30 protein-coding genes are annotated in these 26,655 nt (G+C 42.7%); 22 read left to right on the top strand and 8 right to left on the bottom strand.

What is annotated here, in order from left to right:
* Positions 1–10 precede the first annotated feature (10 nt).
* A complete protein-coding gene (locus tag SUN_RS07365) occupies positions 11–1,375 on the top strand; it encodes a hypothetical protein (protein ID WP_011981107.1) in 1,365 nt (454 codons plus the stop codon).
* Between the two features lie 45 nt (positions 1,376–1,420).
* Here the strand turns inward: SUN_RS07365 and SUN_RS07360 are convergent, their stop codons facing one another.
* Genes SUN_RS07360 through SUN_RS07350 form a run of 3 tightly spaced genes read right to left on the bottom strand, consistent with a single transcriptional unit; the run spans position 1,421 to position 3,937 of the window.
* On the bottom strand, positions 1,421–2,662 hold the full coding sequence (locus SUN_RS07360) for an ArsS family sensor histidine kinase (RefSeq protein ID WP_011981106.1): 1,242 nt from the start codon (positions 2,660–2,662) through the stop codon (positions 1,421–1,423).
* A gap of 3 nt (positions 2,663–2,665) precedes the next feature.
* On the bottom strand, positions 2,666–3,340 hold the full coding sequence (locus SUN_RS07355) for a response regulator transcription factor (RefSeq protein ID WP_041672723.1): 675 nt from the start codon (positions 3,338–3,340) through the stop codon (positions 2,666–2,668).
* Between the two features lie 42 nt (positions 3,341–3,382).
* The gene (locus SUN_RS07350; protein WP_011981104.1) at positions 3,383–3,937 is read right to left on the bottom strand and encodes a Spy/CpxP family protein refolding chaperone; all 555 of its coding nucleotides are present in this window, start codon (positions 3,935–3,937) and stop codon (positions 3,383–3,385) included.
* A gap of 248 nt (positions 3,938–4,185) precedes the next feature.
* Here SUN_RS07350 and SUN_RS07345 point away from each other — a divergent pair, with 248 nt between their 5' ends.
* From SUN_RS07345 to SUN_RS07330, 4 genes are read left to right on the top strand one after another with little or no spacing between them, the layout of a single operon-like run.
* Complete coding sequence (locus tag SUN_RS07345; protein ID WP_011981103.1) at positions 4,186–5,133, top strand: permease; 948 nt, start codon at positions 4,186–4,188, stop codon at positions 5,131–5,133.
* A gap of 11 nt (positions 5,134–5,144) precedes the next feature.
* A complete protein-coding gene (locus SUN_RS07340) occupies positions 5,145–5,393 on the top strand; it encodes a thioredoxin family protein (protein ID WP_011981102.1) in 249 nt (82 codons plus the stop codon).
* Complete coding sequence (locus tag SUN_RS07335; RefSeq protein ID WP_011981101.1) at positions 5,386–6,105, top strand: formylmethanofuran dehydrogenase subunit E family protein; 720 nt, start codon at positions 5,386–5,388, stop codon at positions 6,103–6,105. Before SUN_RS07340 ends, SUN_RS07335 begins: the two co-directional genes overlap by 8 nt.
* Positions 6,106–6,107: 2 nt before the next feature.
* On the top strand, positions 6,108–6,818 hold the full coding sequence (locus SUN_RS07330; RefSeq protein WP_011981100.1) for a cytochrome c biogenesis CcdA family protein: 711 nt from the start codon (positions 6,108–6,110) through the stop codon (positions 6,816–6,818).
* Positions 6,819–7,015: 197 nt separating this feature from the next.
* Here SUN_RS07330 and SUN_RS07325 read toward each other — a convergent pair whose 3' ends face one another.
* The 4 genes from SUN_RS07325 to SUN_RS13075 form a co-directional block, all read right to left on the bottom strand.
* Positions 7,016–7,798, bottom strand: coding sequence for a DUF4145 domain-containing protein (locus tag SUN_RS07325; protein WP_011981099.1), 783 nt, complete (start codon positions 7,796–7,798; stop codon positions 7,016–7,018).
* Positions 7,799–7,979: 181 nt separating this feature from the next.
* On the bottom strand, positions 7,980–9,731 hold the full coding sequence (locus SUN_RS07320; RefSeq protein WP_050748047.1) for an amidohydrolase: 1,752 nt from the start codon (positions 9,729–9,731) through the stop codon (positions 7,980–7,982).
* A 122-nt stretch (positions 9,732–9,853) separates the two neighbouring features.
* The gene (locus SUN_RS07315) at positions 9,854–11,440 is read right to left on the bottom strand and encodes an arylsulfatase (protein ID WP_011981097.1); all 1,587 of its coding nucleotides are present in this window, start codon (positions 11,438–11,440) and stop codon (positions 9,854–9,856) included.
* Between the two features lie 111 nt (positions 11,441–11,551).
* Positions 11,552–12,493 (bottom strand): AraC family transcriptional regulator, encoded by a 942-nt coding sequence (locus tag SUN_RS13075; RefSeq protein ID WP_011981096.1) that lies wholly within the window; start codon positions 12,491–12,493, stop codon positions 11,552–11,554.
* Positions 12,494–12,813: 320 nt separating this feature from the next.
* Here SUN_RS13075 and SUN_RS07305 point away from each other — a divergent pair, with 320 nt between their 5' ends.
* Together SUN_RS07305 and SUN_RS07300 are read left to right on the top strand one after the other, a co-directional pair.
* Positions 12,814–13,740, top strand: coding sequence for a DUF1254 domain-containing protein (locus SUN_RS07305; RefSeq protein WP_041672722.1), 927 nt, complete (start codon positions 12,814–12,816; stop codon positions 13,738–13,740).
* A 184-nt stretch (positions 13,741–13,924) separates the two neighbouring features.
* A complete protein-coding gene (locus tag SUN_RS07300; protein ID WP_011981094.1) occupies positions 13,925–14,311 on the top strand; it encodes a c-type cytochrome in 387 nt (128 codons plus the stop codon).
* Positions 14,312–14,335: 24 nt separating this feature from the next.
* On the opposite strand, the gene SUN_RS07295 is transcribed toward SUN_RS07300, so the two are convergent.
* On the bottom strand, positions 14,336–14,545 hold the full coding sequence (locus tag SUN_RS07295; protein WP_041672721.1) for a hypothetical protein: 210 nt from the start codon (positions 14,543–14,545) through the stop codon (positions 14,336–14,338).
* A gap of 122 nt (positions 14,546–14,667) precedes the next feature.
* On the opposite strand from SUN_RS07295, the gene SUN_RS07290 reads away from it, so the two are divergent.
* The 15 genes from SUN_RS07290 (at position 14,668) to SUN_RS13070 (ending at position 26,647) form a co-directional block, all read left to right on the top strand.
* Positions 14,668–15,369, top strand: coding sequence for a Bax inhibitor-1/YccA family protein (locus SUN_RS07290; protein WP_011981093.1), 702 nt, complete (start codon positions 14,668–14,670; stop codon positions 15,367–15,369).
* Positions 15,370–15,388: 19 nt separating this feature from the next.
* The gene (locus SUN_RS07285; protein ID WP_011981092.1) at positions 15,389–16,282 is read left to right on the top strand and encodes a cation diffusion facilitator family transporter; all 894 of its coding nucleotides are present in this window, start codon (positions 15,389–15,391) and stop codon (positions 16,280–16,282) included.
* Positions 16,282–16,614, top strand: coding sequence for a DUF4282 domain-containing protein (locus tag SUN_RS07280; protein ID WP_011981091.1), 333 nt, complete (start codon positions 16,282–16,284; stop codon positions 16,612–16,614). The genes SUN_RS07285 and SUN_RS07280 overlap by 1 nt, the downstream gene beginning before the upstream one ends.
* Complete coding sequence (locus SUN_RS07275) at positions 16,611–16,997, top strand: thioredoxin family protein (protein WP_041672720.1); 387 nt, start codon at positions 16,611–16,613, stop codon at positions 16,995–16,997. The genes SUN_RS07280 and SUN_RS07275 overlap by 4 nt, the downstream gene beginning before the upstream one ends.
* A 22-nt stretch (positions 16,998–17,019) precedes the next feature.
* Positions 17,020–17,337: a hypothetical protein gene (locus SUN_RS07270; protein ID WP_011981089.1), complete on the top strand. Its 318-nt coding sequence runs from the start codon at positions 17,020–17,022 to the stop codon at positions 17,335–17,337.
* Position 17,338: 1 nt separating this feature from the next.
* Complete coding sequence (locus SUN_RS07265) at positions 17,339–17,917, top strand: ion channel (protein ID WP_011981088.1); 579 nt, start codon at positions 17,339–17,341, stop codon at positions 17,915–17,917.
* A gap of 239 nt (positions 17,918–18,156) precedes the next feature.
* The gene (locus SUN_RS07260; RefSeq protein ID WP_011981087.1) at positions 18,157–19,410 is read left to right on the top strand and encodes a TolC family protein; all 1,254 of its coding nucleotides are present in this window, start codon (positions 18,157–18,159) and stop codon (positions 19,408–19,410) included.
* A gap of 109 nt (positions 19,411–19,519) precedes the next feature.
* A complete protein-coding gene (locus SUN_RS07255; RefSeq protein ID WP_011981086.1) occupies positions 19,520–20,662 on the top strand; it encodes an efflux RND transporter periplasmic adaptor subunit in 1,143 nt (380 codons plus the stop codon).
* Positions 20,659–21,804, top strand: a complete 1,146-nt coding sequence (locus SUN_RS07250; protein ID WP_011981085.1) for an ABC transporter permease — start codon at positions 20,659–20,661, stop codon at positions 21,802–21,804. Before SUN_RS07255 ends, SUN_RS07250 begins: the two co-directional genes overlap by 4 nt.
* Before the next feature lie 4 nt (positions 21,805–21,808).
* Entirely contained in the window at positions 21,809–22,522 is a 714-nt protein-coding gene (locus tag SUN_RS07245) for an ABC transporter ATP-binding protein (protein ID WP_011981084.1), read from the top strand.
* A 180-nt stretch (positions 22,523–22,702) separates the two neighbouring features.
* Positions 22,703–23,080 carry a roadblock/LC7 domain-containing protein gene (locus tag SUN_RS07240; protein WP_011981083.1) on the top strand — a complete coding sequence of 126 codons (378 nt, stop codon included), beginning with the start codon at positions 22,703–22,705 and terminating at the stop codon, positions 23,078–23,080.
* A 114-nt stretch (positions 23,081–23,194) separates the two neighbouring features.
* Positions 23,195–23,398: a hypothetical protein gene (locus SUN_RS07235; RefSeq protein ID WP_011981082.1), complete on the top strand. Its 204-nt coding sequence runs from the start codon at positions 23,195–23,197 to the stop codon at positions 23,396–23,398.
* 221 nt (positions 23,399–23,619) lie between these two features.
* A complete protein-coding gene (locus SUN_RS07230; RefSeq protein WP_158298186.1) occupies positions 23,620–23,991 on the top strand; it encodes a hypothetical protein in 372 nt (123 codons plus the stop codon).
* A 3-nt stretch (positions 23,992–23,994) separates the two neighbouring features.
* Positions 23,995–24,684, top strand: coding sequence for a hypothetical protein (locus SUN_RS07225; protein ID WP_011981080.1), 690 nt, complete (start codon positions 23,995–23,997; stop codon positions 24,682–24,684).
* A 25-nt stretch (positions 24,685–24,709) separates the two neighbouring features.
* Positions 24,710–26,647: a hybrid sensor histidine kinase/response regulator gene (locus tag SUN_RS13070; protein ID WP_011981079.1), complete on the top strand. Its 1,938-nt coding sequence runs from the start codon at positions 24,710–24,712 to the stop codon at positions 26,645–26,647.
* The last annotated feature ends 8 nt before the right edge of the window (positions 26,648–26,655 follow it).

Raw genomic sequence — 26,655 nt, 5'->3', positions numbered from 1 at the left:
GGAACGGAGAATGGTCGAAACAATAGAACGAGACAGGAATGATCTTTTTGCCTATAAATGGGGAGAGCGTTTCTTTAAGAACCCGAAAACGCTTTTTGCCGTGCGAAGTATGGTACTGGGTGTGTTCGTCTATGCGCTTGTTTACGGTTTCATCCATCCTGAAGCATCGGAGAACCATTTTACCACAGCGATCTTCTGGTCGTTCTTCTGGCCTTTCTTTATGTTCCTTTCCCTGCCGACACTTGGAGCCTACTTCTGCTCCGTCTGCCCTCTGGCATTCGTTGGTAAGAAGATCATCAAGCGTAAAGGTAAAGCCTTTAAAATGCCCAAAGTATTGAAAAATCCCTACATTAGTCTTGGAGTTGTCCTGGGCGTTTACTGGGGACTTTTTTATGCTTTCCCTGCCGTTTTTGCCAAACCGGTCGCTGTAGCGTTTTTCTACACGTTTTTTACACTGCTGGCCTTTCTCTTTTACTTTCTTTTCAAAGATATGAGCTACTGTGCGCATATCTGCCCCATCAGCGCCATACGCAACGCATTCTCCCGCATCTCTTTCATGTGGCTGGGAAGCTACCGCAGTGCCTGTGAGACCTGCACGACTTTCGAGTGTGCCAAGATGTGTGAGTTCGGGCAGTCTCCGTTCAATTTCGACAAAAATAACAGTATGGGCGACTGTACGCTCTGCATGGACTGTGCCAACGCCTGTGCGGCGATCAGCTACAAGTCCAAAGGATTCGGTTTTTCACTTTCCCAGCCTATCCGTCGTGCCAGAGCGGTGGATGTGTGGACCTATCTTCTGCTCTTTGCCTTTATGACCCTGACCATGAAACTGACGACCAACTTCAACCACAGCGACTTCGCTGCCTGGCTACCGTGGATGTGGATCTCCAACGGACTCAAAGGGTTGTTTCCTCATAGCCCTCTAAATTTTGAAGCAGTACTGACATTGCTTGTCTCTGTTTCTTTTACGCTCTATGTGGTCTATATAGGTTTTAAGAAAGCTGAGGAGAAACTGGGTATAGACAAAAAAACACTTTTTACCGAAGTAGGGTATGCCTATGCACCGCTGGCACTTGTCTCCTCCATTGGAGTTGCTTTTACCAGTTTTTTTACACGCTATTTCCATAACGTCGTCAACGGGTTCATTGAAGCTTTTCACCTGCCGTTCCATTTCCTTGAGCCGCTGGTTTCTCAGGATACCGGCTGGCTTCAGCTGTTCGGTATTTTTGACTTTATCGCCGTAGGGTGGACACTTCTTCTTCTCTCCCGCAGGATCGATCTTGTCAGTGAAGGAAAAGAATATGATGTCAAAAGATTGGCTTTTTGGTGGTTGGCATTATTGCCGGTGAGCTATCTGATACTGTGTTTGCTCTAATGGACGCAGAAGATAAAACCAAGTGAGGTAGAGAAGCCACTGTTTCTAAGCTTGGGATGTACTAACCAGTGGCAGGTCCGAAATGATGAATAGGTTTCGGTCGTTTTTATGGATGTAATGCAGTTCCATATTGCATTGTACCAGAATTTCATTCACGATATAGAGTCCCAGTCCGAAGCCTTCTTTTTTACCCCGCCCATATTCCTGTCGGAAAGGTTCGGTGTAGTGCTCCAGAGGATAGGGGAGCGCTTCCCCAATGCTGGAAATGACAAGACTCTCCTCCTGTACTGCAATATTGGGATCTTCCCCATATTTTATGGCGTTGTCCAGAAGGTTTTTTACAACGATTATCATGGCTTCCTTCTCTGTATAGAGGAGAAGATCAGGAAGATTTTCTGTTGTGATATCTTTGCAGAAAAGTCGTTCACAAGCCTCTTTCAAGATACTTCGCAAAGAGACTTTCTCTTTTTCTTCCGGAACGGAGGTCGCTGAACTTATTGCTTCGATCTTGACCAGCTCTTTTAACAATTGGGACAGGCGGTTGAAGATCTCACCCAGCATCTTCTTCGTACGCGGCTCCTCACTCAACTCAGCCAGTAGTTTTCCTTTTGTAACCGGGGTATTGAGCTCATGAAGGAGGTTCTTTATAAAAAGCTCTCTGGTATCGCTTAGACGCTGTACCTGCCTAGTGGAACTGTAAAACGCTTCAGATATTCTGGAGACTTCATCATCACCACTGATGATCTGTGCATCGGCCTCTACTCTTTCTCCTTTTCCGTATCGCCGTATATCCTCTTCCAGTTTCTTAAGCGGTAACAGAGAACGCCTGAGTGCCCAGTAGATCAGGCTGAGCAGGATAAAGATCGTAAGAAAAATCAGGAATGGAAAAATATATTGCTGAAACCTGTTGTGACTGGAGTGGAAAAGCAACACCTTCCGAGGGGTTTTTAGAAGCAGGTAGACTTCACCTCCTCTGATGATAACTCTTTTTTTCAAGTGCATTCTCTGTCCATGACGCTTCATCTGTTTTAAAAAATGTTCTTTTTTCTGCACTATTTCATCGCTAACAGCTTCGGAAGCCGGTTCAAGATCAAGACTTTTCAGAAGCTCTGGCGATATATTGCTGTTTTGGCGATACTCCTGCATCACAATTTTACTTTTGAGCAAAAGTGAGGTGCGTTCCTTTCTGTGCAGCTGGAGAGCTACAAGTAAACCGGCAATGAGCGTCACGATAATGGCTATCGCGAAAAAAAGATTCAGCTTGAAAAATATGGAGTGGCGGTTCATGGGTCAGGAGCCTATATATTTGTAGCCGACACCACGGACCGATTTAATATAGTGGGGGTGCCGGGAGTCATCGCCGATCTTCTGTCGTATTCGGCCGACGATCACATCAATGCTGCGGTCACTGCTGTCCCAACGCAGGGAGTCTGTAGAGTTTGCTATATATTCACGGCTGACTACCTCGCCCTTTTTCTCCAGAAGAAGAGCGAATATCTCATATTCCGCCTGGGTCAAGTCAAGAGCCTGCCCTTCATGGAAAACCTGCATTTTAACTCTGTCTACCGAAAAGGTGGAAGATCCTGTCGGTGAGACAATACGGCTGTACTGTTTGACCAGTACTTGAATGCGTGCGACCAACTCCCTGGGTTCATACGGTTTGGCCACATAATCATCTGCGCCGATCTCGAAAGCAGCGACTTTATCGCTCACATCGATCCGTGCAGTCGAAACGATAATGGGGAGTTCAGGATAGCGCTCTTTAACGATCCTGCAAAGATCCAAACCGTCCATTTCAGGCAGGCCCAGGTCGATCAGCATCAGGTCATAACGCTCCAGCTGAAGTTTTTCAAGACCTACACTTGGAGAACTGACACTGAACACTTCGATACCATAACGACCCAGGTATTCTTCCAGCAATTCAGTGATATCGGGGTCGTCTTCCACCATCAGGACTTTGATCATCGACACTCCATTTCCAGTTTTACAACTCTTGTGCAAACCTGATTATTTTTTTAATTCTATCAGTTTTTCTCTTTGCTCTGGTGTTAGAACCTCGAAGATTCTTGCCATACGATCACTCATCATTACCAACTTGGCTTCTCTTTTTTCTTGTCGTACTTTATCTTTTGTCTCCCACTTTTGCTCCATAGTTTTTTGAAACGCTTCTTTATCGAAATGGTCCTTGTTCATAAATTGAGTAAAATCCATTTTTGGCTTCATGTGTTTCTGTTTCATAGCCTGGCGGCTTTCACGTTTTATCTCTCTGATCTTCTGTTTTTGTGCATCACTCAGGTTGAGCTGGGATATGATCTGCTTCATCATACCGTTGTGTTTCATTCCTCTGCCATGCATGTTGCTCTTGGCACCACTGCCCATTCTATTATGGCCCTGTTTACCACAATTGTTTCCTGTGTATATCATTACATTTACATTTTGCTGCTGCATTTCTTCGCCATAGCCTTGGTGTTTGCAACCTCCACAATCCATACCATTTCCGGCATAGACTGCAGTCACCATACCCAATGCTGCCAATGTTGCGATAAATCTGTTTTTTTTCATTTTGAATCCTTCGTGTTTTTCTTTCCCGGATAACTTCCTGGGATACGAGAATTATAAAAGCTTTATGTCAATTGCGTGTAAATTTTATGTTAACAAATGTAAATGAGTGAGAGTTGTGTTTTGAAAGAATTCTAATAATATATCAATATATCTTGATGTTTTGTTTCGTTTTGGATATAATACTTCAATTGTTAGAAGTAATCTTGATTTATATCATTACGTTCACAGTATTAATAGAAGGATAGAAAATGTGGAAAGAAACAGTAGACCATTTGACTGTTGACCTTCTCGGCCTGACCGGAAGGGTCAACGACACGGTCAATTTTTTTATCTACGATACGGTAAAGATCCTCTTTTTGCTGGTCGTCATCATCTTTATTGTCTCCTATCTGCGGACGCACTTCAATACGGAGTATGTCCGGGCACACCTACAGGGCAAGTCCGAGCTCTACGGTAACGTGCTCGCGGCACTGTTCGGGATCATCACTCCGTTCTGTTCCTGTTCTGCCATTCCGCTCTTTCTGGGTTTCATTCAGGCACGCATCCCGCTGGGGGTGACCTTTTCCTACCTGATCTCTGCACCGATGAACAACGAGATCGCCATAGCGATGCTCTTTACACTCTTTGGCTGGAAGATCACGGCGATCTACATCGGTTTCGGGCTCTTTGTCGCGATAGTGGGTGGCTATGTCATCGGGAAGCTGGGGATGGAAAAATATATTCTTATTCCTGTCACGCCGATGGAAGGTGAACTGGGAGAGGTCGAGATAAAACTGACCGCGAAACAGCGGGCCCAGGAAGCGTGGGACTATACCTGGGACATCGTTAAAAAGATCTGGCTCTATGTACTCATCGGTGTCGGTGTCGGTGCCTTCATCCATGGCTATGTTCCGGCAGACTTCATTGCCAAATATGCAGGCGGTGACAACTGGTACGGTGTACCGTTAGCGACGATCCTGGGTATCCCGATGTACTCCAACGCTGCGGGTGTGATGCCGCTTGTAGAAGTACTGACGAACAAGGGAATGCTGCTTGGAACGGCGCTGAGCTTTATGATGTCCATTACCGCACTGAGTCTGCCTGAAGCGATGATCCTCAAAAAGATCCTTCATACGAAACTGATCGCGATCTTTTTTGGTATAGTAGGGGTCGGTATTATCGCTATCGGCTATCTTTTCAATTTTATTTTAAACTAAGGAGCAAAACAATGAAAATAGAAATACTCGGAACAGGATGTGCCAAATGTGTGGCACTTGAGAAAGTCGTTCAGGAAGCGCTTGCCAAAGTGGGTGGTTTCCATCAGGTGGAAAAAGTAGATGATATCATGGAGATCATGAAGTACAATGTGGTCAGTACACCGGGGCTTGTCATCGATGGTGAAGTGAAGTCCACGGGAAAACTGTTGAGTGTCGATGAAGTGGTAAAGCTCATAGAAGAAGCACAAAAGAATGCTTAAAAGGGCACTGTTTCTGACACTTGCCGGAGTAGCTACATGGGCAGGTGAAGCGGCACATTTGAACATCGATGACACTTTTTACGAAAAGTCTGTCAAAAATGCACCCAATGCAAAACCGGTGCTGGTCAAAGACACTGACGGTGCACTTGGACGCTACAACCTCTACCCAAAGAAGCTCGACATCAAGACCCTTGCACGCGCACACGGGCATCTCTGCGACGGGCTGGTACTGGCGTACGTGGAACTTTCCAACACTCTGCCAAAGCTTTTTGCTGACGGCGTCATAGACAGGACAGATCTGCGTGTGGTAGCAAAGAACAGTCCCTGCCTGGTCGATACTTCGGGCCTGATGAGCGGTGCACGTATCAACCACAGGACACTCTCGCTGGACAATTCTCTTGGAGGCAGTTTCATCGTACAGAAGATCTCTACGGGTGAGACTTACAAGGTAGAGCTTGCCGATACGGGTTTCATTAAAGCGCTCAAGAACAAAGAAAAAGAGATCAGAACAAAGCAGAAAAAGGGTGAAAAGATCACTCCCAAAGATATCGATGAAGTGGAAGCACTTGCTTTTGAAGCAATGACATATATGCTCAACACTGACCCAGGGAAGCTTTTGAAGATCACGAAACTGAAGGACTATCAGTACGAATTCAAGATAGACGATATCGGTTCGCGAAGTGATGTCATCAATAAAAATGTCAGCAGGTAAACATGGGTGAACTGCAGCCCTTCATTACCCATCTTCTAGAGTCGAACTCTCTGCTTGCCTATGCGGGTGCTTTCCTTTCAGGCAGCATCACCGCAGCAGCTCCCTGTTCACTGGTGGCCGTCCCGCTACTTGTGGGCAGTGCCGTAGCACTGAACAAAGACCTTGAGGGCAGAAAAAAGGTGCTCTACACTTACCTTTTCACCACACTCTTTGCATTGGGTGTGGCACTGAGTTTCTCCATTTTGGGCTTCATAGTCGCCAAGTTCGGCGGTTTCTTCTCCGTAGCGCCGATGTGGGCCTACCTGGTCGCAGGGATAGTGAGCATCCTTATCGCGCTCTATGCGTTTGGTATGCTTGGAGAGGTAGACAAATCGGCCATCATACACCGGCTGATACACTACCGTCTTTTTGGCGGTTTTCTCATCGGTTTGATCTTCGGACTTGTCAGTACACCCTGTGCCTCTGCACCGCTTTTTGCTATTATGTCTTTGGCTGGAAGCAGCGGGTATCTGCAGGCCTACGGGCTCATTCTTACTTTTGCGCTGGGGCACTCCCTGTTGCTGCTGATCGCCGGTGTCTCTGTAGGCTTTGCTCAGAGTATCACTTCGAGCAGTACAATGGCAAAGATATCCGACTGGATCAACAAAGGATTTGCGCTGCTTCTGCTGGGTTTTGGCCTCTACTTTTTCTATGAAGCCTATTTGCAGCTTTAGAGGTTCCCTTTAGTTTGTACGGTTATTTTCTTTGATAATAATATTTCTCTGATCCTATGTAGACAACTTACTTTTCCTTATAAAATATATTAGATTATAAGGTTTTGAATTTGGAGAAAATTAGAAGTTCGTAACGCCTCGGCTAACCGGCTGGCAACAGAGTGCAGCGGAGTTGACAGTCTGCGTTGAGCCGATTGTTAGGTGCCTTTTCTATCACGCCTATCTATGGCCTTTCTTTTTGATTCAGGCAATTTTTCGTATAACTCTTCTACGTGCTTTGGTTGAGTAATCATTTGGTCCGCAATAATGTTTACCAAGTCAAAAAGTCTAACTGCTGTATTTTTGTCGTCATTTAGGTCTATAGAACCAGGGTGAACGGATTCATTTCCGATGACGCGAACTACATCTAGTGATTTTTGGACTATTGGATTAAGACCTGCAGAAACAAGGGCTGCAATATCTTCATTTAAATTCTCACCTGATTCTCCAAGATGCTTGCAAAGCATCTGAATGGCCAATCTCAACAAAGCAGCCGCACCTTTTGGTGATGCATCGAGAATACTTCTTGCTTCTTCGACAACCGATAAAATCGCCTCTGGCAAATCCTGATTAGGTTGAACACCAAATTTCTTAGGAGGGTAAATAATATCCTCATTTACCCATACTGCCCATTTCTTACAGTTGTAGCATTGGCTTACAAATAGATTGTGAAGTTGCGGCTTATCACCGTAATCAGTTGTTTCATCTGTAAAAAGCACTTTTGATCGAATTCTTCGGAAGTGTTCAATTAGTTTCTGTTTTTGCTCTTTATCAATATCTGCTATCTCTTTAATCTTATCTTCAAAATCAGGTGATGGGATTACAGGCGTCCCTGATTCACCTCTTATGAATTTTACATAAGTATTGTGCCAATATTGCGTTGTATACGCACCGCAATGCGGACAATCAAATGCTGTTTCTTTTGTACTCGGTTCATGCATAATTAGCACCTAACTATTTATTAACAGAACAGTTTGTCCTGCTATTACGATATTTCAGTATTAATAGTATATCTAATATGTCTCGTTATTTACGAAAAGAGATTGAATTTATATATTTTTATAGTATTTCGTATTTCTATTAACATTGGATAATGTCCTTTTAGCCTGAACTTTTCTTCTCTTATTTCTTATAGATTGTTTTGCCATCTTTGATTGTCTCAAGCACTTGAATATATTTGATTTTTGCAGGATCACATTTAAGAGGGTTGTCTGTTAAAACTACCAAATCAGCGATCTTTCCAACTTTAAGAGACCCTTTTTTGTTCTCTTCAAAACTCTGGTAGGCAGAGTTAATAGTAATAGCCTGCATTGCCTGGTATGGTGTGATACGCTCGTCTGGACCCATCACTGTACCAGAACGGGATGTACGGTTAACAGAAGCATCTATGATGGTCATTTGGTTTGGCAGTGCTACAGGTGCATCCGTATGCACAGTCAGTGTAAAGCCTTCATCTATAAATGTTTTAGCAGGAGAGATGAGTTGTGCTTCTTTTTCACCTATGATCTTTTTATACCAGTCTCCCCAGTAGAAAGTATGCATGGTGTACATAGAAGGAATAACCTTGAGTCTCTTCAAGTCGGCAATTTGATCTCTTCGTATAAGCTGACCATGAATGAGGACAGATCTTCTGTCTTTGTTACCGTATTTTTTCGCTGCTTTACCCATTGTTCTTATGAACTGATCTACAGCTGCATCACCATTTATATGCGTGAGCACTTGCCAGTTATTTTTAAATGCCAGCTCATAAAGGTCCTGCAACTCTTTGTCATTATCAAACGCAGGATATCCTTTGTATCCCTGTTTCTGTCCATCCGGAGGTAAAATATATACTTTTGTCCTCCAAGCTGTTCTACCTTGCGGGGAACCATCAAGTGTTATTTTCATACCACCGACACGATAGCCATTTGTATAAGTTTGACCTACCCAAGGTGTTTTCATCCTACTGTAATCTTCACCTGTTTTTTCATGTTTGTATATACCTGCACAGGTCATACCCTTCACATTGTTTTTCATTGAATAATCCAGATAAGAGATGACATCTATCTTGAAGCCTTCTTCCTCTGCATACATCATCATATCTTCATGGTTACCCATAGCTCGACCTTCCTGAGCCGTAGTGATACCATATTTCATCGCTGTCTCTTCAGACTTTTTAAGAAAGTATTTGACATTCTCTTTACTATGGGGGTAGATACTTTTCATCATGAGAGGAATGGCTGCCAACTCTTCGAGTACTCCATTTGGCTCTTGAGAACCTTTTATGCGTCTTATCTTCCCGCCTTTTGGGTCTTTGCTCTCTTCCGTGATACCTGCTTTTTTCAATCCCGCAGAGTTCAGTACACAAAAATGTCCCGAGATATGTGTGACCATGACAGGGATCTCCTTGGAAACTTTGTCAAGTTCCTCTTTGGTTGGGTGTCTGCCTTCTTCAAGCATAGCATCATCATACCCAAGACCAAAGATCCAGCCAGTTCGGTTAAGGTCATCACCTTTTGCCCACTCTTTAAGTGTTGAGACAATATCATCAATATTTTTTATTTTACCATCTGGCGCGGCTAAAAGGTTGGCACCTATGGCTTGTACACCAAAAGCATAAAAGTGTGCATGAGCATCAACAAAACCTGGGAACATTGTTTTCCCATGCAAATCTTTCTTTGCTGCATCTTTAAACTTCTCTTGTGCTTCTGCAAGTTTTCCTACAAATGCTATTTTCCCATTTTTGGTAACGATTGATTCGACATACTGAGGTTTATTGCCCTCCATAGTTACAATATCACCACCATAATAAAGTGTAGAGGCTGTATTTGCAGACAATGATTGACCTACCATTGCCACCAATAATGGCAACAGTAATCTTTTAATATTAAACATTTTTTTCCTTCGTATAAAATTCCAATATCAAGTTTATAAGGTTTTGATTTTCAGTAAGAGTATGAGATGATTGTTTTTTCGGAGAGAAGTCTCCGAAAAAGTGTAACGTTACTTGATAGTGTTTACGGCTGACCCTTCATGAAGTCAGCAACAACATTTGACATATCGAAAGATTTACCACCCTGTACTGGCGGATAATCCGCAAGTGTTTTAAGGTGTGCAGCCATCATCTCACCCATTGGGCTCATCAACCAGGAAACTTTTTGAAGCAGGTGACCATATGATTCTTTGTCTGTATAACTCTCAAACGGATCCATTCTCAAGTTCACGACAATTGGCACGGTACGCGGTACTAAGTTACCGTAGTAATCCTTTTTCGTAGAGAAGAGGAATTTCCATGGCCCCATACGAACCGCAGACAACTTACTTTCATAGTAGTAGAAAATAGAGTTACGAGCAGACTTCTTCGATTTACCAGTCCAGTAATCAAGGTTGTTAAGACCATCAATATATTGTTTTTTCTCTTTCATCATTTTTTCAGCCACGTTGTCTACGCCTGCTGCTGCGGCAAGCGTGGTAAACATATCCATATGACTCTGGATACCATTGAGGATCTGCCCTTTTTTGATGTGTCCGGGCCATTTGATCATAGAGATAACTCGCACACCACCTTCCCAGGTAGTCATCTTTTCACTTTTGAACGGTGTTGTTGCACCATGTGGCCATGCAGAGTGCTCCGGACCATTGTCTGTGGAGTACCATACGATCGTATCTTTTTCAAGATCGTTCTTTTTCAGGAAGTCCAATACCAAACCGATGTCATGATCATGCTGAAGCATACCAGAACCGTGGACATCTACTTCTGATGTAAATTTTTCAGCTGCATATCGCCACTTGTCATTCAGTCTTGTGTAGAGGTGCATGCGTGTAGTATTTAACCATACGAAGAAAGGTTTCCCCTCTTTTTTTGCTCTAATCATAAAGTCAAACGCTCTGGGGATCACTTCTTTTTCATCGAACTCTTTCATACGCTCTTGTGTAAGAGGACCGGTATCTTCAATGATTTGTTTTCCTACCTTACCAAATCTTGGGTCTACCGTCGGGTCATCTTTGTCTGTAGCAAAAGAGTGGATCACCCCTCTTGTACCAAATTTCTTCTCATACGCTTCAACACTTCCGGAATATGCTTTTGCAAAACGCTGATAGTCACGCTGCTCTGCTTCTTCTTGCGTGTTCAAGTGATAAAGGTTTCCGTAGAACTCATCAAAACCGTGTACTGTTGGCAAGTGCATATTGTTATCGCCCAAGTGGTTTTTACCAAACTGTCCTGTTGTATAGCCTTGCTCTTTCATCACTTCAGCCAGACAGGGAGACTCAGGTTTAAGACCAAGTGGATCACCCGGTTGTCCAACCGTTGTCATGCCTGAGCGGATCGGGTACTGTCCCGTAATGAACGATGCACGTCCTGCTGTACACGATGGCTGAGCATAATGGTCTGTAAAACGAATACCCTCCATACCGATACTGTCAATGTTCGGCGTGGTGTACCCCATGGTTCCCATACCGTAAGCAGAAACGTTCTGCCAACCGATATCATCACCCCAGATGACCAGGATATTCGGTTTTTTAGCCATAAGCTGAGTTGGCACAACAACCGTTGCCAAACCAAGACTTAACGCTAAAAGTAATTTTGTACTTTTCTTTTTCATAGATTTTTCCTTAATAAAGTTGTCAGAGTAGATACTAACTAACTATCTACATAATATCATAAAAAGTTATATTGATATTAGTATAAAACCGACACTTTTATGATTTTAGGGTTATTTATGAAGTGTTTTGGAAGGAAGTTCGTTAAAAAGTGTTTTATATATTTTTGAGAAATGGTTGAGATCAAAAAAATCATATTTCAAGGCAATGCTGGAAATGGTAGCAGTTCTTGGATCAGCCATAAGAAGCTCTTTTCTTACCGCATTGATACGCAGATTGAGCAGATACCTTTTGGGTGAGATACCATAGGTTTCTTTGAATACACGTTGCAACTGGCGTTGGCTTATACCTAACTCTTTTGCCAGTGTCACAGAGTCAAATCTCTCATGGACATTGGCATGGAGAAGATCCCGGGCTTCTTCTGCCTTGAATCCGGATCTTTCTTTCAAAACTTGATCAATCAGTAAACAAGAGAAGATATCTCTCAGTATCTCCGATTCTGCCATGTCATATTTATTTTCCGAGAGAAGTAAATGATGGTTGGCTTTGAGGAAAGTCATCCAGCTATTGATGCTCTCAAGAAAAAACTGTAACCTATGTGGTTTAATGAAAAAACGTCTTTTGTCTTGATGTATCTCAAAAGGTTCACCGAAATAATCAAGAAATGCCTGCATAAAAAGTTTCTTTTCAACGGTAATGGTAAACACTTCATTTTCAGCGCTTGAAATATAATCTACTTCATCACCTTTTGTTGATATAACCAGCTCATTTATTTCAAGAACCCTGTTTTGAAAAACAACTTTGGCATTTGTCTTGACATAGCCGATCATAATGCTGTTTCCAGGAAATTCACCTCGTGTCATAAAGCCATGTGAATAAATCGTATCATTTAGCTGAATGCGTGGTGTATGCACAGAAGATATGGTAGCAGAAAACCGGCCTTTTTGCATCTGCTCTGCTTCCAGGTTCCATTGTTGTAGATAGTGGAGTACCACTTCAAGATTTAGGCTGGGAAGATCTACCGATAAACCAGGGGAAAACAGTTCTTGATACAATAGTATTTCCTTACTCCATTTAATTGCTAATTATAGCATTTACTTTTCTTAATATGAAATGCTGGTCTAATCTCTCCTCTAAATTGATACTTTCAAGCTCTGGGCTTAAGAACATTCAGCTATAGTGGGAGCATTGTACGTACAAAATTAACACAGGAGCAGTAATAATCAATACGCTAAAAAAATCATTACTAGGAATCATCCTCTTTGCCTTACTGGGGCTTACGCATCTTTATGCAAAAGATACACAGAACAGGGGTGTTGTCGTCACTGATGAGAACTTCATTCATGCGGACTCCATAAGAGCCTACCTGAAAGAGTTGGCGAAAACCGACGGGAAGGTCAATGTCCTCCGGCCCATGAGAGAACTTGCCAATACCGACAATCAGGATGTCATCAGGATGAATGCCGACACGCTTTACACCCGGACCATTCTTGATGTTAAAGGCGGAGCAACGGTCACTACAAAGCCGTATGAGGGTTATCAGAACATTCTGGTGTTGGACCCGAACCACAGTGAGATCGCAACATTGACGGGAGCAGGCACCGTTAAGCTTGACGAATCCATGCTTACCGAAGGGCATCACGCCTATATCATCATCAGAACGGGACTGCTCAGAAAGCTTCCTGAAAAAGAGATGTACGACAAAGCCTATAAAGCGCAGGACAACATCTCCGTCACCTACCACTCTTCGGAACCGTATGTCCCGGCAGTCGATTTTGACCTCTCGACACTCGATAAAGTCAAATATAAAATCCTGGAAAACTTTGCGAAACATCCACAGAAAGATGTGATCAAAAGGGGATTTGGAACGCTCAAAAGCAGAGATCCCGAAGCTGCCAAAGTCGTCATTGCCATCGGCTGGGGCGGCTTGTCCGGGAAAAGTGCAGTCTACTCTTCCTTTACGGCTTCAGGCGAGAGATTTTCCTATACATTCAAAAAACCGAATCTGCGCTATGACAAAAAAGGTTTCTTCTCTTTTACTGTTTATAACGAGAACGGCTACATCGCAACGATGAAGTATGCTCTGAACTCCGATGACATGGTAGCCAACAAAGATGGCTCATATACTGTGAACTTTTTAGCATCTGGTGAACCTAAAGGTGACTTGCAAAATATTATCGTCACGCCAAGAGGTAAATACTGGACAGGCATACTCAGATGTTATTATCCGGTAAACAAAGATGAAACCTTTGCTTATGCAGACAACTTAACTGCTAAAATGCAAAAAGAATTTTCTAAGTAAAACTCCAAGATTTGCCTCGGAGTTGCTAATTGAAAACCTTATAACATATAATTTTATAAGGTTTTGTAAAACTAAACGTTTTGGCAATAAATCTACAACCGCATAACATCTACCTCCATCACGATCAAGATATTTTTGATATACTCTAACTACTGAAATATTGCAATAAAGACGAAGGAAAGAGATGAAAAAAATAATATTTGGTTCACTGCTCATTGGCAGTTCTCTGTTTGCTTTAAATGGTGAAGCAGTTTATACAAAACATTGTGCAGTGTGCCATAAAATGGTGAAGCCAAAAAGCGGTTTGTTGGCACCGCCTATGCCTGCTGTTTCCAAACGCTTACAACGAGATATACACTCAAAAGAGAAATTTATTGCGTTTGTAAAAGACTATATACAGAATCCTTCAGAGGAAAAGGGTCACTGCAGCGAGAAAGCATTTAAGAACCTTGGCACAATGCCACCTGTAGGGAAATCTTTGACCCAAGAAGAGCTTGATGTGATCTCTGTATGGTTATATGAGAACTTTAGACATCCTGAGCAAATAAAAAGCTGTGACACAAACCACTAAAAGTTTTATATGATATATCATATCTTATGAGATCGTCCATTCGGTCTTCTTGAATCGGGTATAGAGACACCCGAAGAGATATGGAGTACGGTTGGATTCATCCTTGTGATCATTCACGCCGATAGGATCGTGATGGGAGAGGCAGATCTCGATGAGGACATACTGACACTGTTTGAAGCGCTGAATATCGAGGTAGTATCTCAGTAGATACATCTGAAAGAGAATTGAGATCATATTCTCTTATATCTTTAATAATAGTTTAAGATAAAGAAGAATATAATTAACTAACTAGTTGGTTAATTATGTAATCATTTATAAAACAACCTGAATTTCGATATAGTTACAAAGGAATAAATATGCAAAACAATACTTTTACGACACATCTCAGCAGGTCAGACAGCAATGTCCTGCTCAATTCGGTCTATCACTGGATGATGATAGGCCTGCTGATCTCCGGGCTGAGTGCATTTATGGTCATACACAGTGCGCCACTGCTGCATCTGCTTTTCGGAAATCCGTATATGATATGGGTGCTTTTCCTTATAGAACTGGGCTTGGTCATCGCCATCTCTGCGGGTATCAACAAGATGGATATTTCCACTGCGAGGATTTTGTTTATCCTTTTTTCCGTCGTAGACGGTATGACGCTGGCAAGTATTTTCCTCATATACACGGAAGCGTCTATTGTAACCACCTTTTTCATAGCGGCCGCGACCTTTGGTGTAATGAGTCTTTACGGCTACTTCACGGACACGGATCTGAGTTCATGGGGGAGCCTTCTTTTTGCCGGTCTCATCGGGATCATCATTGCTTTGGTAGTGAACTTTTTTCTTCAAAGCCCCATGTTCGAATGGTGGATCTCGGTGATCGGAGTAATCATCTTCGTCGGACTGACTGCCTATGATACGCAGAAGATAAAAGCCATGGGTGAAGCGATGGCCGGTGATGACGCACAAAGTTTAAGCCGTGTCGCGATCGTTGGTGCATTGGCACTCTATCTCGATTTCATAAACCTTTTTGTTATGATGCTGGAGTTTTTCGGGAACGAACGAAATTAGAAGTCTATAGGAGCGGATCATGAGTGAACATCATCACCATCATAACGTAAGCGGGAAGAACCTCTTTCTAACTATCGTCCTCAATATCATCATCACACTCTCACAGATCGTGGGCGGGATCATGTCAGGTTCTCTGGCACTGCTGAGTGATGCCATGCACAACTTCAGTGATGTACTGGCACTGTTCATCGCCTATGCCGCGAACCGTCTGGCCGCACGTCCCAACGACGTTACGAAGACTTTCGGCTACAAACGTGCAGAGATTCTCGCGGCGCTGTTCAATGCTTCCGTGCTCATCGGTATCGCGATATTTCTGATCATCGAAGCCGCACACAAGTTCTATCATCCCGAAGCGATCAATTCGGTATGGGTCATCGGACTGGGTGCACTCAGTATCGTGCTCAATACGGCCTCCGTACTTCTGATCAAAGATGATTCCCACGACAACATGAACGTCAAGGCGGCCTATCTGCATCTTCTCACCGATGTGATGACCAGTATCGCCGTTGTGCTCGGCGGAGTACTGATGTACTATTTTGGCATCTTCTGGATCGACCCGCTCATCTCGGCGCTGATCGCGGTTTATCTTATCTGGGCCTCGTTCGGGCTTGTGCGGGAAAGCAGTGCCATTTTGATGCAGTTCACCCCCAAGGGACTCGATGTCGATGCCGTTGTCCATGCCATAGAGGAAGAACCGGAGATCGAGGATGTGCATCATATCCATGTCTGGAAACTCGATGACAATCATATCCATCTTGAAGCGCATTTGGATTTTAAAGAAGATTTACCGTTATCCGTTTCAAATAGAGTGATAGAGAGACTGGAGAAAAAGCTACATGATAGTTTTGATGTTGAACATACGACATTTCAGTGCGAATACGGAAGAGATGACAGTAAAGAAGTCATTGTGTAATGAAGGATATTCTTACATTTAACACTTTCATAACGCAAGACATTTTAGTGTTTTTTTATTATGTCGGTGCAGTGCTCATGCCGGTGGTTCTGTACTTTTTTAAGGACTATCTGATCGAAAATATCTCTTTTGTAAAAACAATATATGACAAATTATATATGTTTTACAGTTCTTTCTCTTCCAAACGAAAGATCGTATTCTGGATGATGTTCATAACCATATTCCTTTGTATGGAATTGTGCTGGCGGATGATGTTCGAAGCGATGATAGGGTATTTTGATATGCATGATTATCTGTATAAAATTGCCAATAAAATAGGAGGAGAAAAATGATGAAAAAAACAATGGTATTGCTGACAGTGTTAATGACGACATATCTTTGGGCGGAAGTCCCAATGCTTCAGGAGACGCCATTTGCTCAGGTCTCAAAGCAGATAGGCAAAGGAAAGAACGTGATGCTTGAAGTGGGTTCAGACAGCTGCCGTAGCTGTCAGGTCATGGGAAGACGGCTCCATATGGTCAAACTGGAGCACCCGGAGTATCCGATATTTTTCGTCAATGTCAAAAAGGAGAGGGGAGCCGCCTACAAACTCAAAATTCAGATGATCCCCACACAGATCATACTCGATGGAAACGGTAAAGAGGTCTACAGACACGTGGGTGTGCTGAAGATGGATGAACTTGATGCGCTGCTTAAGCAGTATATCGCAAACTGAAAGAACGTAACAAAGGATAATTATGAATGAAGCCTGTCATACCATGGACCATGGTGAAGTACTGAATGCGGATAAAACGGAATATCCTCTGTTTCATGCTGTACTGTACGGAGATAAAATAAGCACGGCAAAATTCTCCAAGCGCCTCAGCTGTGCGATCAAACACCTGCCGCTGCGTGTGGAATTCACCTACGAGCACGATACGCTCAAAGCAGTGGAAAAAGGTGTCACTAAAGACCCTACACTGGTACTTGACGGAGAGATATTCTTCGAAGGACTGGTACAGGCGGAGGAGATCACCCAGGCCTTTGAAGAACAGCTCAAAAAGAAGGTGCTGTAGTATGCTGGCAAAATTTCTGCAAAGGGAGAAGCGTTTTATCAAGAGTGAGAGGGTCGCTTTTCTCGTCCTTCCGATCGTACTGATACCGCTGATGTTCGAAGTATTTCTGCACGGCAGATACACCCAGTGGTTCGATATGTATAAAGATGAGATTCTCATCTCCAATATCCTCTATATCGTTCTGGCACGTTTTGCCGTACTCGATGCGGCGGTTTACATCTTCAGCCGATCGAAGAGCCATATCCATCTGGCACTCATTCAGATCGTACTGCTTTACCTTGAGATCACGGTCATTACCATCGTTTTTTATGCAGTACTTTTCAATATGTTCGATGTTTTTTCGCTCTTTCACCTCAACTCACAGTTTCCTCCGGAGAACCTGAAGATGATCCATGACCACAGTTTTGTCACCTCCATGTACATTTCGACTGTTACTTTTACAACGCTGGGATCAGGTGACTGGATACCCCAGACGCTTCCTGCGATGATGGCAGTCATTTCCGAGGTCATCCTCGGTGTGGTGCAGGGTGGTGTCTTTGTCGCCATCGTGATCTATGCGCATCAGAATAAAGGAAAATAGGCAATTCACGTATGATTCATATGAGTGTGGTAGTATGTTGTGAAAAGAGTAGGGAGCCGGAGGCTTTTGTTTAAGGTGCCCTCCAATGCCATTAAGCTAAGGGTTATCGGAAGTGAAGAGTTTTACTCTCACCTCTATGTTTGGTGGGACTAAAGTCTCCACTAGCAGGTAAATATATGTTTAGCTCAATAGTATTAGAGATGCCCATAATATGTAAAAAAAGGATGTGTTTGAAACATATGTTGAAACAGTCGGTATGGATAGTCACCTTATTGGCTGCCACAAACCTCTCGGCACAGATGTTGACACTTAAAACAGCTATAGACAGAACACTGGCGCACCATCCGGATGTCAAAACGTTCATGCTGCGTATTCAGCAGGCGGAACAGGGTTACAATGCCGCCTATGCCGACTATCTTCCGCAGATAGACCTTTCTGCGACCTATGCGCCTACGCAGACATTTGCACTGCCGCAGAACGGTCTCTTTCATACAGTCGATAAAGAGGCCTGGAATGCGGGTGTAATGCTGCACCAGAAGGTTTGGGATTTTGCAAAGACAAGCTCCCTGGTAGAGGCATCGAAGATCGATGAAGATATCTCAAAGCTCTCCCTTGAAGAGGTCAGGGCACTGCTTGCCTACAAGGTAAAGTCTCTGTATGAACTGTTGGTTGTACAGAAAGAGGCTATCGCAGTCAGACAGAAAGACCTTGAAAGCAAACGCGCTTTTTACGCGCAGTCCAAAGCGTTGGTAAAACAGGGCCTGAAAACCCATGCAGATGCCAGCAGGTTCCTCTCTTCCGTTTATGTGGCTGAAAACAATCTTGCTATTGCCAAAGCCTCTTTCGAGAAAGCAAAAGTTTCCCTTTCCCTTTATATGGGTACACCACTGCAAAACGATCTCAAACTCCAGTCAGGTACATTGAAAAAGCATATGGCTTCGGTTAAAACCATAGAGCGTGAAGTTCTGTCGAACAACTACAGAATGCAGATGGACAGACGGATGGTTGACAAGAATAAAGCGCTTCACCGTGCAAGCGAAGCGGCACACTTCGGTTCTGTGGACCTTGTGGCTTCACATACAAGATTCGACACGCTCAATTCGTACAATTCGGACTACGTAGGCGTGAACTACAACATACCGCTCTATCACGGTGGCAGATTGAGCGCACAGGAGCAGCAGGCCAAAATTGGCTATCAGATCGCGCAGGAGCAGCGTGCGTCTACGGCACTGGCACTTAAAGAAGAGTTGAGCGGACTGATCATCGATATCAGACGTTACGACAAGACGATCAAGGCGAAAAAAGAACAGCTTGTATCGGCACGAAAAACGAGACAGGTGCTTGAAGCACGTTACAAAGAAGGGTTGTCGACCTACATCGAACTCCTCGACAGTACCACACTGGTATTGAACGCGAAACTCGGACTGCTTGAAGCATACTATTCGAGAAGTCTTGCCATAGATAGAATTGAATACCTTAAAGGAAAAATATAATGTTATCAATGCCGGAAGTGAAGCGTTCACTCTCACTCTCTTATTTTTGTGGGACTAAAGTCTCCACCTCCAGATATTTGGGAATATTGTATATAAAAGGAAAAATATAATGACAAGATCCGTAAAATATGGATTGATCGTACTTGTAATAGCGGCGGGATCCTCACTTTTTTACAAGAAGGTCTATATCCCCAAAACGACCTATGAAACGGTTACGCCAAAAGTCGGAGACATGTATACTGAAGTGTTCGGTGTAGGTAATATTGGGGCGAACAATATCTACGCTATCACGGCACAGACCGGCGGAAAGATACTGCAGATACTAACAGACAAAGGGCAGTGGGTCAAAAAAGGCGAGATGCTGGTAAGCATCGACCCGGTAGACCTTCCGAAACAGCTTGAAGAGGCAAAAATTTCCGTGAAGAAGGCTACTCTGGAGCTTGAGGCATCCAAAGAAGAATTGCAGAGTCTGAAGGCGCAAAAAGCATTGGCACTGGTCACGTTCAGACGCTATGAAAGACTGCAGAAGCAGGCGTTCGCATCCAAAGCGGAATACGACAGGACCAAAGCGGACCTCGATGTCATAGATGCGCAGATCAAGGCAACGAATGCACGCATAGATGCGGCGAAGATCGAGGTAGATCGTGCCGGAAAAAATGTGGAAGCGCTGGAAGAGAAGTTTGCACGTTTCAGCATCTATGCTCCGGTGGATGGTTATGTGATCGACAGGGAGGCAGAAGTAGCGCAGAGTGTCGCTCCTACACAGCCCATTCTCAAGATCGTCGATCCCAAAAGTGTTTGGGTAAAGACCTATATAGACGAGAGACTCAGCGGAACGGTCAAAGTTGAGCAAAAAGCGAAGATAGTGCTGCGCTCACAGGCGTACAGAAATTATGAAGGGGTTGTGAAGCGTATCGAGCCTCAGACGGATGCCGTGACGCTTGAAAAAGAGGTCGATGTGGCATTCAAAACGCTGCCAAAGCCTTTTTACATCAATGAGCAGGCTGAAGTGAACATTGTGACAAGTCAACTGAAACAGGTGCTGAAAGTACCTGCAAATGCCATTGTATATCAAAAGTTGACGCCAGGTGTATGGACCAGCCACGATGGCAAAGCGCATTTCATGACAGTAAAAGTCCTGGCACGTGACAATAAATCCGTTGCTGTCTCCGGGATCGATGCCAAAACGGTGATACTGATGGCTGATCCGAAGAAAAAAGCGCTGAAAGAAGGGATGTCGGTACACTTATGATAAATCTGGCTCAAAAAGACGTCCAGCATACTCTTGGCAAGTTCCTTGTAACGGCTATGGGCGTAGGGATGCTTCTGGGGATCGTCCTTATTATGATCGGTGTCTACAGAGGAATGATGATCGATGCAGAAGTGCTGCTAGGCGATATCAAGGCTGACCTGTGGGTCGTGCAGGAAGGAACGCTGGGACCCTTTGCCGAAGCATCGCGTATTCACGAAGATCTCAGAGATACCCTGCGTGTCATTGACGGCATGGAGACTGCCGAAGCGTTGACCTTTCAGAACCTTCAGCTTCCAAAAAAGCCAAAGCCGGTACGTGCGGTAGCAGTGGGATATGACCCTTTTGGCACGATCAACCCCATCAATCCTGAGCGGATCATAGAGGGACACCCCCTCGAGAAGGACCACTACGAAATCGTGGTCTCAGACAAGACCGGTTTCAAACTGGGTGACAGGATCCATTTGGTCCGTAACGACTACACTGTAGTGGGTGTGACGCACGGTACCGTATCTTCCGGAGGGGATCCTCTGGTCTATGTCTCACTGAAAGATGCACAGGATCTGCAGTTTTCCTATACGAACAACCGGATCAGAAGTGACAGGGCGAGAGGGTACAGAAACAAGGATGCTTTCATGGTCAATACGATCGTTGGAAGGGTAAAATCGGGTTACGACGTTGATGCTGTGGCCGGTGAGATCAGACGGTTCAAACATAACAGCGTTTACACCGCAGCCCAGCAGAAGACCATTCTGACCAAGAACCTGATAGAAAAGGCCTCCAAGCAGATCGGGATGTTCACGGCCATACTGGTCATTGTCTCAACGATCATCATCGCACTGATCATTTATACGATGACCCTGGAGAAGATGAAGGAAATATCTATTATGAAGCTGATCGGTATTCCCAACAGTATGGTCATCAAAATGATCGTGCAGGAGACGTTGCTGCTTGGTTTTCTGGCATTCATCTTCGGTAATATCTTTTCCCACCTGATCTACAGCAAATTTCCCAAGCGGGTTGTGCTGGAGATACCTGATGCATGGACGTTGTTCATCATCGTCATTATCGCTTCGATCCTGGCTTCCCTGGTGGGAATACGAAAAGTGATCAAGGCAGACCCGGCAGCTGCCATAGGGGGTTAAGGGTATGGAAAAACAGGCAATCAAAGTTGAAAATATTGTCAAACATTTCGGTAAGGGCGACAGTCTGGTCCGGGTCATAGAGGGAGCCTCTTTTCAGGTGGACAAAGGTGAGCTGGTCGCGCTGGTCGCACCGAGTGGTGCAGGGAAGACTACGCTTCTAATGATGATAGGCTGTGTGGAAGAGCCTACGAGCGGTACCGTCTGGCTGGGTAATGAAAAGGTGTACGACAACAAGTGGCTTACCAAAGAGACCAGAAAAATACGCCGTGAGAAGATCGGATTCATCTTTCAGGCGCACTATCTCATCCCCTTCCTTAATGTCATAGAGAACGTTACGCTCATTCCGCAGACCAATGGTGTATCTGAAAAAGAGGCGAACGAGAAAGCCATGGATCTGCTGGAGTATTTCGACATTGCTGACAAGGCCAAAGCAATGCCCTCCCAGCTCTCCGGTGGACAGAACCAGCGTGTGGCTATCGCCCGTGCGCTCGCCAACACGCCCCAGATCATCCTGGCAGACGAACCTACCGCGGCGCTGGACTCTAAACGCTCCGTCGATGTTGTAAAAATGCTCAAGAAAATCGCCGTCGAGCAGGATGTAGCCGTCATTATGGTCACGCACGATGAAGCGATGCTGCCGTTGTGTGACAGGATACTGAAGATAGAGGACAAAAAAGTGGTGTCCGAAGAGGTACCTGAAAGTGCAGTGATATTGTAGCAACAGTATCGCCTGGTCCTCCCTTCCACTTTTCATTTTCCATACTATAAAATATAATCCCTTGTTTTAAATAAGATTACTTTGTCAATCCAAAATTTAAGTTACACAAAAGGTTGTTACTACTAGAATTGTCATCAGGATGCTTTAGTGCATCTGCAAATTAATTACATAGGAGAATAAATGAGTAGTCTAGATATTAGCACATTGACAAGCAAGGGTGACAAATTACTGGAGACGTTTGTCAAGAAGAATGGTCTTGATGGAGCGCTTCTTGCTACAGCAGAGGGTCTTGAAATGGCACATTATTTCAAATCAGACAAAGATTCTGATATTATCTCAGCGGATATCGCATCCTTGCTGGCTTCAACAAGCAGTGTTCTGAGCAATACAGAGTCGGGAACGTTGAGTGAAATGATTATTAATGCTGATGGCGGAGCTATCGCCGTTAAAGACCTTGGAGAAGAAGTGGCATTGGGTGTTATTGCACCAGCTGGATTCAAAATGGGCGGTCTCATCGTTGCATTGAAAGTCTTTCTTAAAGAACTTCAAGCCGTTTAATTAGACAGATGATTTACAAGCTCGCCTGAAGGAGGATGATTTGCTTCCTCTGAAAGGTTATTTTTATGTTTTCTTTGTATATAATTAAAAAAATAAATAAGGGAGAATAGGTAAATGGGAGATTTACAAATGGCAAAAGACCAACTAGCTCAAGCAATCGACGAAATGAAAAGTGGTGCAGTAGAACCCAAAGAGTTTTACAAAAAACTTATGGCTGTCCTTGCTAATCTTGATGTAACCAATGAAGACTTGCAGGGAGTTACTCCGCATCTACTTGGTTTTGTAAATGGTTTGATTAAAAACATGAGCAAAAACTAAATTTTTCTCCGTGGCCCTGATGGGTAACGGAGAAAACCTATGTGTGGCTATAGTTCAGATCTTTACTACTAAAAGATTTGAACTATAGGACATCATAAAATATTTTCTTTATGATGTTATAGGTAAAGATTATTTGATGTTAATTTACTGTTTTTTGTCTAGCTAAGCGGTGATTTTTGTCTAAAATAATGAGACCGATATAGCAGGAGAAAATATATAATATGCATAAATTTATCGCAAGGAAACAAAAAATGACTAAATCAGGCGAGATGGAAGAGGTGGCAGAACTGTTGCAAAAATATTATGAACAGTTCAAATCAATTACCGGAGTCTATTCTATCTATCTTTTTGATCCTAAAAATAAAAAAAAAGTATATAAGATACTAGACGACCGGCACAATATGAAAAAGAGTTTTAAAGTTTTAAAAAAAGTAGCTCCACTTTTCAAAGAAGATCTTAGTATGCTCATGGGTGATTTTGATGAGCGTATCTTTATTCAGAAACGCTCAGACGGCATTATTTTTATGCTAACCAGCAATAAGGAGGTTGGGCTTGGAAGGATTTTTGCTTTAATGAAAATTATGGAAGGATAAGCAATGGAGTTGGAAGATAGAGTAGAGATAAACAATAAGGTTTTTAATATAAAAACCATGTATTATTCTAATCGTCAATCCATTTATAATGTTATTTATACTGAGAACGGAAAATTATGCAGGGTTTTAAACACTCTTTCAGAACCTATTAACTCGAAGGATATTGATATGAAACTATCATTTTTGCACAAGAAAATGCTTGGAAAGCTTTTCGGTGCTTTAAACAAAAATCAAGAGCATCCGGAAGAAATTCTTTCTGAAGACACTTCTCATAATGATGAGAATACAACGAAAGAGATGGATGCACCGATAAAAATGGATCAAGGTACCTTAGCAAATCCAATGGATGAGGAGTGGAAAGAGTTTTGTCAAAAAACTTTTCCAGCATGTGCAGCATTTGCCTTTCTTATCCAGGGATCAAAAATCAATGCTTACGGAATAGATGGTATTCCGGAAGAGATACATAAGTATATTTTTTCTATTTATGAAAGTATTGAATCTAATCGCAACAGAGTCGATAGTCTAATTGGTCAACCTAATAATATCATTGTATCAAGGCCAGAAGGTTACAGTTTTTTTTATCCTTTATATGAAGATGCCATCCTGGTAGTTATGACAGAAAACAGATCACTTGGTATCTGTCATAAAGAGTTGGAACCTTTTCAAAAAAAACTTATTAAAAAATTCTACTAATGAAAATGGAAAAAGTTAAGACTTAATGGAAAATAAATTTTTTATAGATACATTATACAAACTAATTAAACAGATTTTTCCAACTGATCGTATATGTATATCATGTCTTGAGAAAGATACTTCCGGTCTTCTGGTTATTGATCCTGCCTCCTATAAGAAGATCTCTGTTTCCTTGAAAGAAGATAGCATTTCAAAGTTATGTTTGGGAACAGAAAAACCTTTTATTGTTAACCATTTGGAAGATGATTTTCTCTACAATCCAAAAATTGATAATCCTTTTAGGCATCCAGATGATTCGTGTGCACTGCTTCCCATTACTTACAGGGGGAAGCATAGGATAAGCGGCTTAATCTCCATTTTTAAACAAAAAAAGTCTAACAAAAAGACATTTTTTACAAAAGAAGAGATTGAAAAAGCATTGGATTTTATAGAAGATTTTACTAAAAATGATAAAAAAATTTTAGATACGATTAAAAATAATGCTATAAAACTTCAAGAGTTTGATCTTTATCCTGACCGTAAAAGCGAGTTTTTTTCATCTGTTATTCATGATATCAGGACACCTATGAATGCTGTATTGGGCTTTCTTGACCTATTGAAAGAAGAGGTGGACCCAAAGCAGGTGGAGTATGTTCAATCGGCACACAAGAGTGCAGAAATGGTTATAGCACTTATTAATGATGTTCTTGATTTCAATAAAATCAGTTCTGGAAAACTTAAGATTGACCTATATTATTTCTCTCCGGTCAAAGAGCTTGAGAATACAGCTCTGCTTTTTTATCATAATGCCTTGAGTAAACGTATAGACTTTATTATTTATGTAGATCCCAATATACCATATCTGATTAAATCTGGCCCGATTCGTCTCAAACAAATTATTAATAATCTAATAAGTAATGCTATTAAGTTTACTCCTGAGGGAGGTATGGTCACTTTAGAAATGCTCTATGAGCTAGATACAGATGAGCTGATTGTCAATGTTAAAGATACAGGAATCGGTATTCCGGAAGAGGCGCAAAAAAGTATTTTCCATCCTTTTCAACAGGCTTCCAAGAGTATAGCAGGAAAATATGGCGGTACGGGATTGGGACTGAGCATCTCCAAAAAATTGGCAGACTTACTGGAAGGAGAATTACACTTTGATAGCAAAGAGGGAGAAGGAACAACGTTCACGCTAACGATTCCTTGCAACTCTATCCCCGGTACGCCAAAGTGCATTGAACTAGACCCCGAGAAGATTCCATATCTGTATATGGTCGAAGGCTCCAAGAACAAGCATCGTTATAGCAAAAACTATAGCAGGTATTTTGATACGTTGAATATACCTTACGAAGTCATAACAGCAGATGCACTCGTTAAACGTAAAATCAATACAAACAATAGTCTATTCTTAGGTATCAGTTTCGACTTTAACAATAAAAATGAACTATCGCTCATGCAAAAATACAAGAGATCATTTATTCTATTTCAAGTAGAAATGTTTGAAGACAGCAGTCTCATTCCTGATGATTTGACTATTTTGAATATGCCAATTTTTCCAGAAAAGCTCTTTACCTCCATAGATAACATACAGAAGGCTCCCGAACCTTTTGAAGAAAAGAAGATGAGTAAAAAGCATGTTCTACTGGTGGATGACAGTGTCATTAATCTCAAGCTTATGGAAGAAGTCAGTAGACGCTTGGGGGCGATATCTTTTAGCGCCAGGAATGGCAAAGAAGGTATAGAGATGTTTAAAAACAATGATATCGATATTATTTTTATAGATAAGAACATGCCTGTGCTTGATGGCATAGAGAGCATTAAAGAGATTCGTAAATTACCTAAAGGCAAAGATGTTACTATTTATGGCTTGACCGGTGACTCAGAGAGTGAAGTACATGCAGAAATGATAGAAGCTGGTGCTGATAGCATACTCACAAAACCTATTGAAATCAGTCGTATCAGGGAAATTCTTACAGATTAACTGCTAAA

The sequence above is a fragment of the Sulfurovum sp. NBC37-1 genome, assembly GCF_000010345.1.
GTDB lineage: Bacteria > Campylobacterota > Campylobacteria > Campylobacterales > Sulfurovaceae > Sulfurovum.
This window is presented reverse-complemented; position numbering and strand designations above follow the sequence as displayed.

What these genes read in the sequence shown, in the direction of transcription:
- SUN_RS07365 (WP_011981107.1), top strand. Translation starts at nt 11, where the DNA reads ATGGTCGAAACAATAGAACGAGACAGGAATGATCTTTTTGCCTATAAA.
- SUN_RS07360 (WP_011981106.1), bottom strand. Translation starts at nt 2,662, where the DNA reads ATGAACCGCCACTCCATATTTTTCAAGCTGAATCTTTTTTTCGCGATA.
- SUN_RS07355 (WP_041672723.1), bottom strand. Translation starts at nt 3,340, where the DNA reads ATGATCAAAGTCCTGATGGTGGAAGACGACCCCGATATCACTGAATTG.
- SUN_RS07350 (WP_011981104.1), bottom strand. Translation starts at nt 3,937, where the DNA reads ATGAAAAAAAACAGATTTATCGCAACATTGGCAGCATTGGGTATGGTG.
- SUN_RS07345 (WP_011981103.1), top strand. Translation starts at nt 4,186, where the DNA reads ATGTGGAAAGAAACAGTAGACCATTTGACTGTTGACCTTCTCGGCCTG.
- SUN_RS07340 (WP_011981102.1), top strand. Translation starts at nt 5,145, where the DNA reads ATGAAAATAGAAATACTCGGAACAGGATGTGCCAAATGTGTGGCACTT.
- SUN_RS07335 (WP_011981101.1), top strand. Translation starts at nt 5,386, where the DNA reads ATGCTTAAAAGGGCACTGTTTCTGACACTTGCCGGAGTAGCTACATGG.
- SUN_RS07330 (WP_011981100.1), top strand. Translation starts at nt 6,108, where the DNA reads ATGGGTGAACTGCAGCCCTTCATTACCCATCTTCTAGAGTCGAACTCT.
- SUN_RS07325 (WP_011981099.1), bottom strand. Translation starts at nt 7,798, where the DNA reads ATGCATGAACCGAGTACAAAAGAAACAGCATTTGATTGTCCGCATTGC.
- SUN_RS07320 (WP_050748047.1), bottom strand. Translation starts at nt 9,731, where the DNA reads ATGTTTAATATTAAAAGATTACTGTTGCCATTATTGGTGGCAATGGTA.
- SUN_RS07315 (WP_011981097.1), bottom strand. Translation starts at nt 11,440, where the DNA reads ATGAAAAAGAAAAGTACAAAATTACTTTTAGCGTTAAGTCTTGGTTTG.
- SUN_RS07300 (WP_011981094.1), top strand. Translation starts at nt 13,925, where the DNA reads ATGAAAAAAATAATATTTGGTTCACTGCTCATTGGCAGTTCTCTGTTT.
- SUN_RS07295 (WP_041672721.1), bottom strand. Translation starts at nt 14,545, where the DNA reads ATGATCTCAATTCTCTTTCAGATGTATCTACTGAGATACTACCTCGAT.
- SUN_RS07290 (WP_011981093.1), top strand. Translation starts at nt 14,668, where the DNA reads ATGCAAAACAATACTTTTACGACACATCTCAGCAGGTCAGACAGCAAT.
- SUN_RS07285 (WP_011981092.1), top strand. Translation starts at nt 15,389, where the DNA reads ATGAGTGAACATCATCACCATCATAACGTAAGCGGGAAGAACCTCTTT.
- SUN_RS07280 (WP_011981091.1), top strand. Translation starts at nt 16,282, where the DNA reads ATGAAGGATATTCTTACATTTAACACTTTCATAACGCAAGACATTTTA.
- SUN_RS07275 (WP_041672720.1), top strand. Translation starts at nt 16,611, where the DNA reads ATGATGAAAAAAACAATGGTATTGCTGACAGTGTTAATGACGACATAT.
- SUN_RS07270 (WP_011981089.1), top strand. Translation starts at nt 17,020, where the DNA reads ATGAATGAAGCCTGTCATACCATGGACCATGGTGAAGTACTGAATGCG.
- SUN_RS07265 (WP_011981088.1), top strand. Translation starts at nt 17,339, where the DNA reads ATGCTGGCAAAATTTCTGCAAAGGGAGAAGCGTTTTATCAAGAGTGAG.
- SUN_RS07260 (WP_011981087.1), top strand. Translation starts at nt 18,157, where the DNA reads ATGTTGAAACAGTCGGTATGGATAGTCACCTTATTGGCTGCCACAAAC.
- SUN_RS07255 (WP_011981086.1), top strand. Translation starts at nt 19,520, where the DNA reads ATGACAAGATCCGTAAAATATGGATTGATCGTACTTGTAATAGCGGCG.
- SUN_RS07250 (WP_011981085.1), top strand. Translation starts at nt 20,659, where the DNA reads ATGATAAATCTGGCTCAAAAAGACGTCCAGCATACTCTTGGCAAGTTC.
- SUN_RS07245 (WP_011981084.1), top strand. Translation starts at nt 21,809, where the DNA reads ATGGAAAAACAGGCAATCAAAGTTGAAAATATTGTCAAACATTTCGGT.
- SUN_RS07240 (WP_011981083.1), top strand. Translation starts at nt 22,703, where the DNA reads ATGAGTAGTCTAGATATTAGCACATTGACAAGCAAGGGTGACAAATTA.
- SUN_RS07235 (WP_011981082.1), top strand. Translation starts at nt 23,195, where the DNA reads ATGGGAGATTTACAAATGGCAAAAGACCAACTAGCTCAAGCAATCGAC.
- SUN_RS07230 (WP_158298186.1), top strand. Translation starts at nt 23,620, where the DNA reads ATGCATAAATTTATCGCAAGGAAACAAAAAATGACTAAATCAGGCGAG.
- SUN_RS07225 (WP_011981080.1), top strand. Translation starts at nt 23,995, where the DNA reads ATGGAGTTGGAAGATAGAGTAGAGATAAACAATAAGGTTTTTAATATA.
- SUN_RS13070 (WP_011981079.1), top strand. Translation starts at nt 24,710, where the DNA reads ATGGAAAATAAATTTTTTATAGATACATTATACAAACTAATTAAACAG.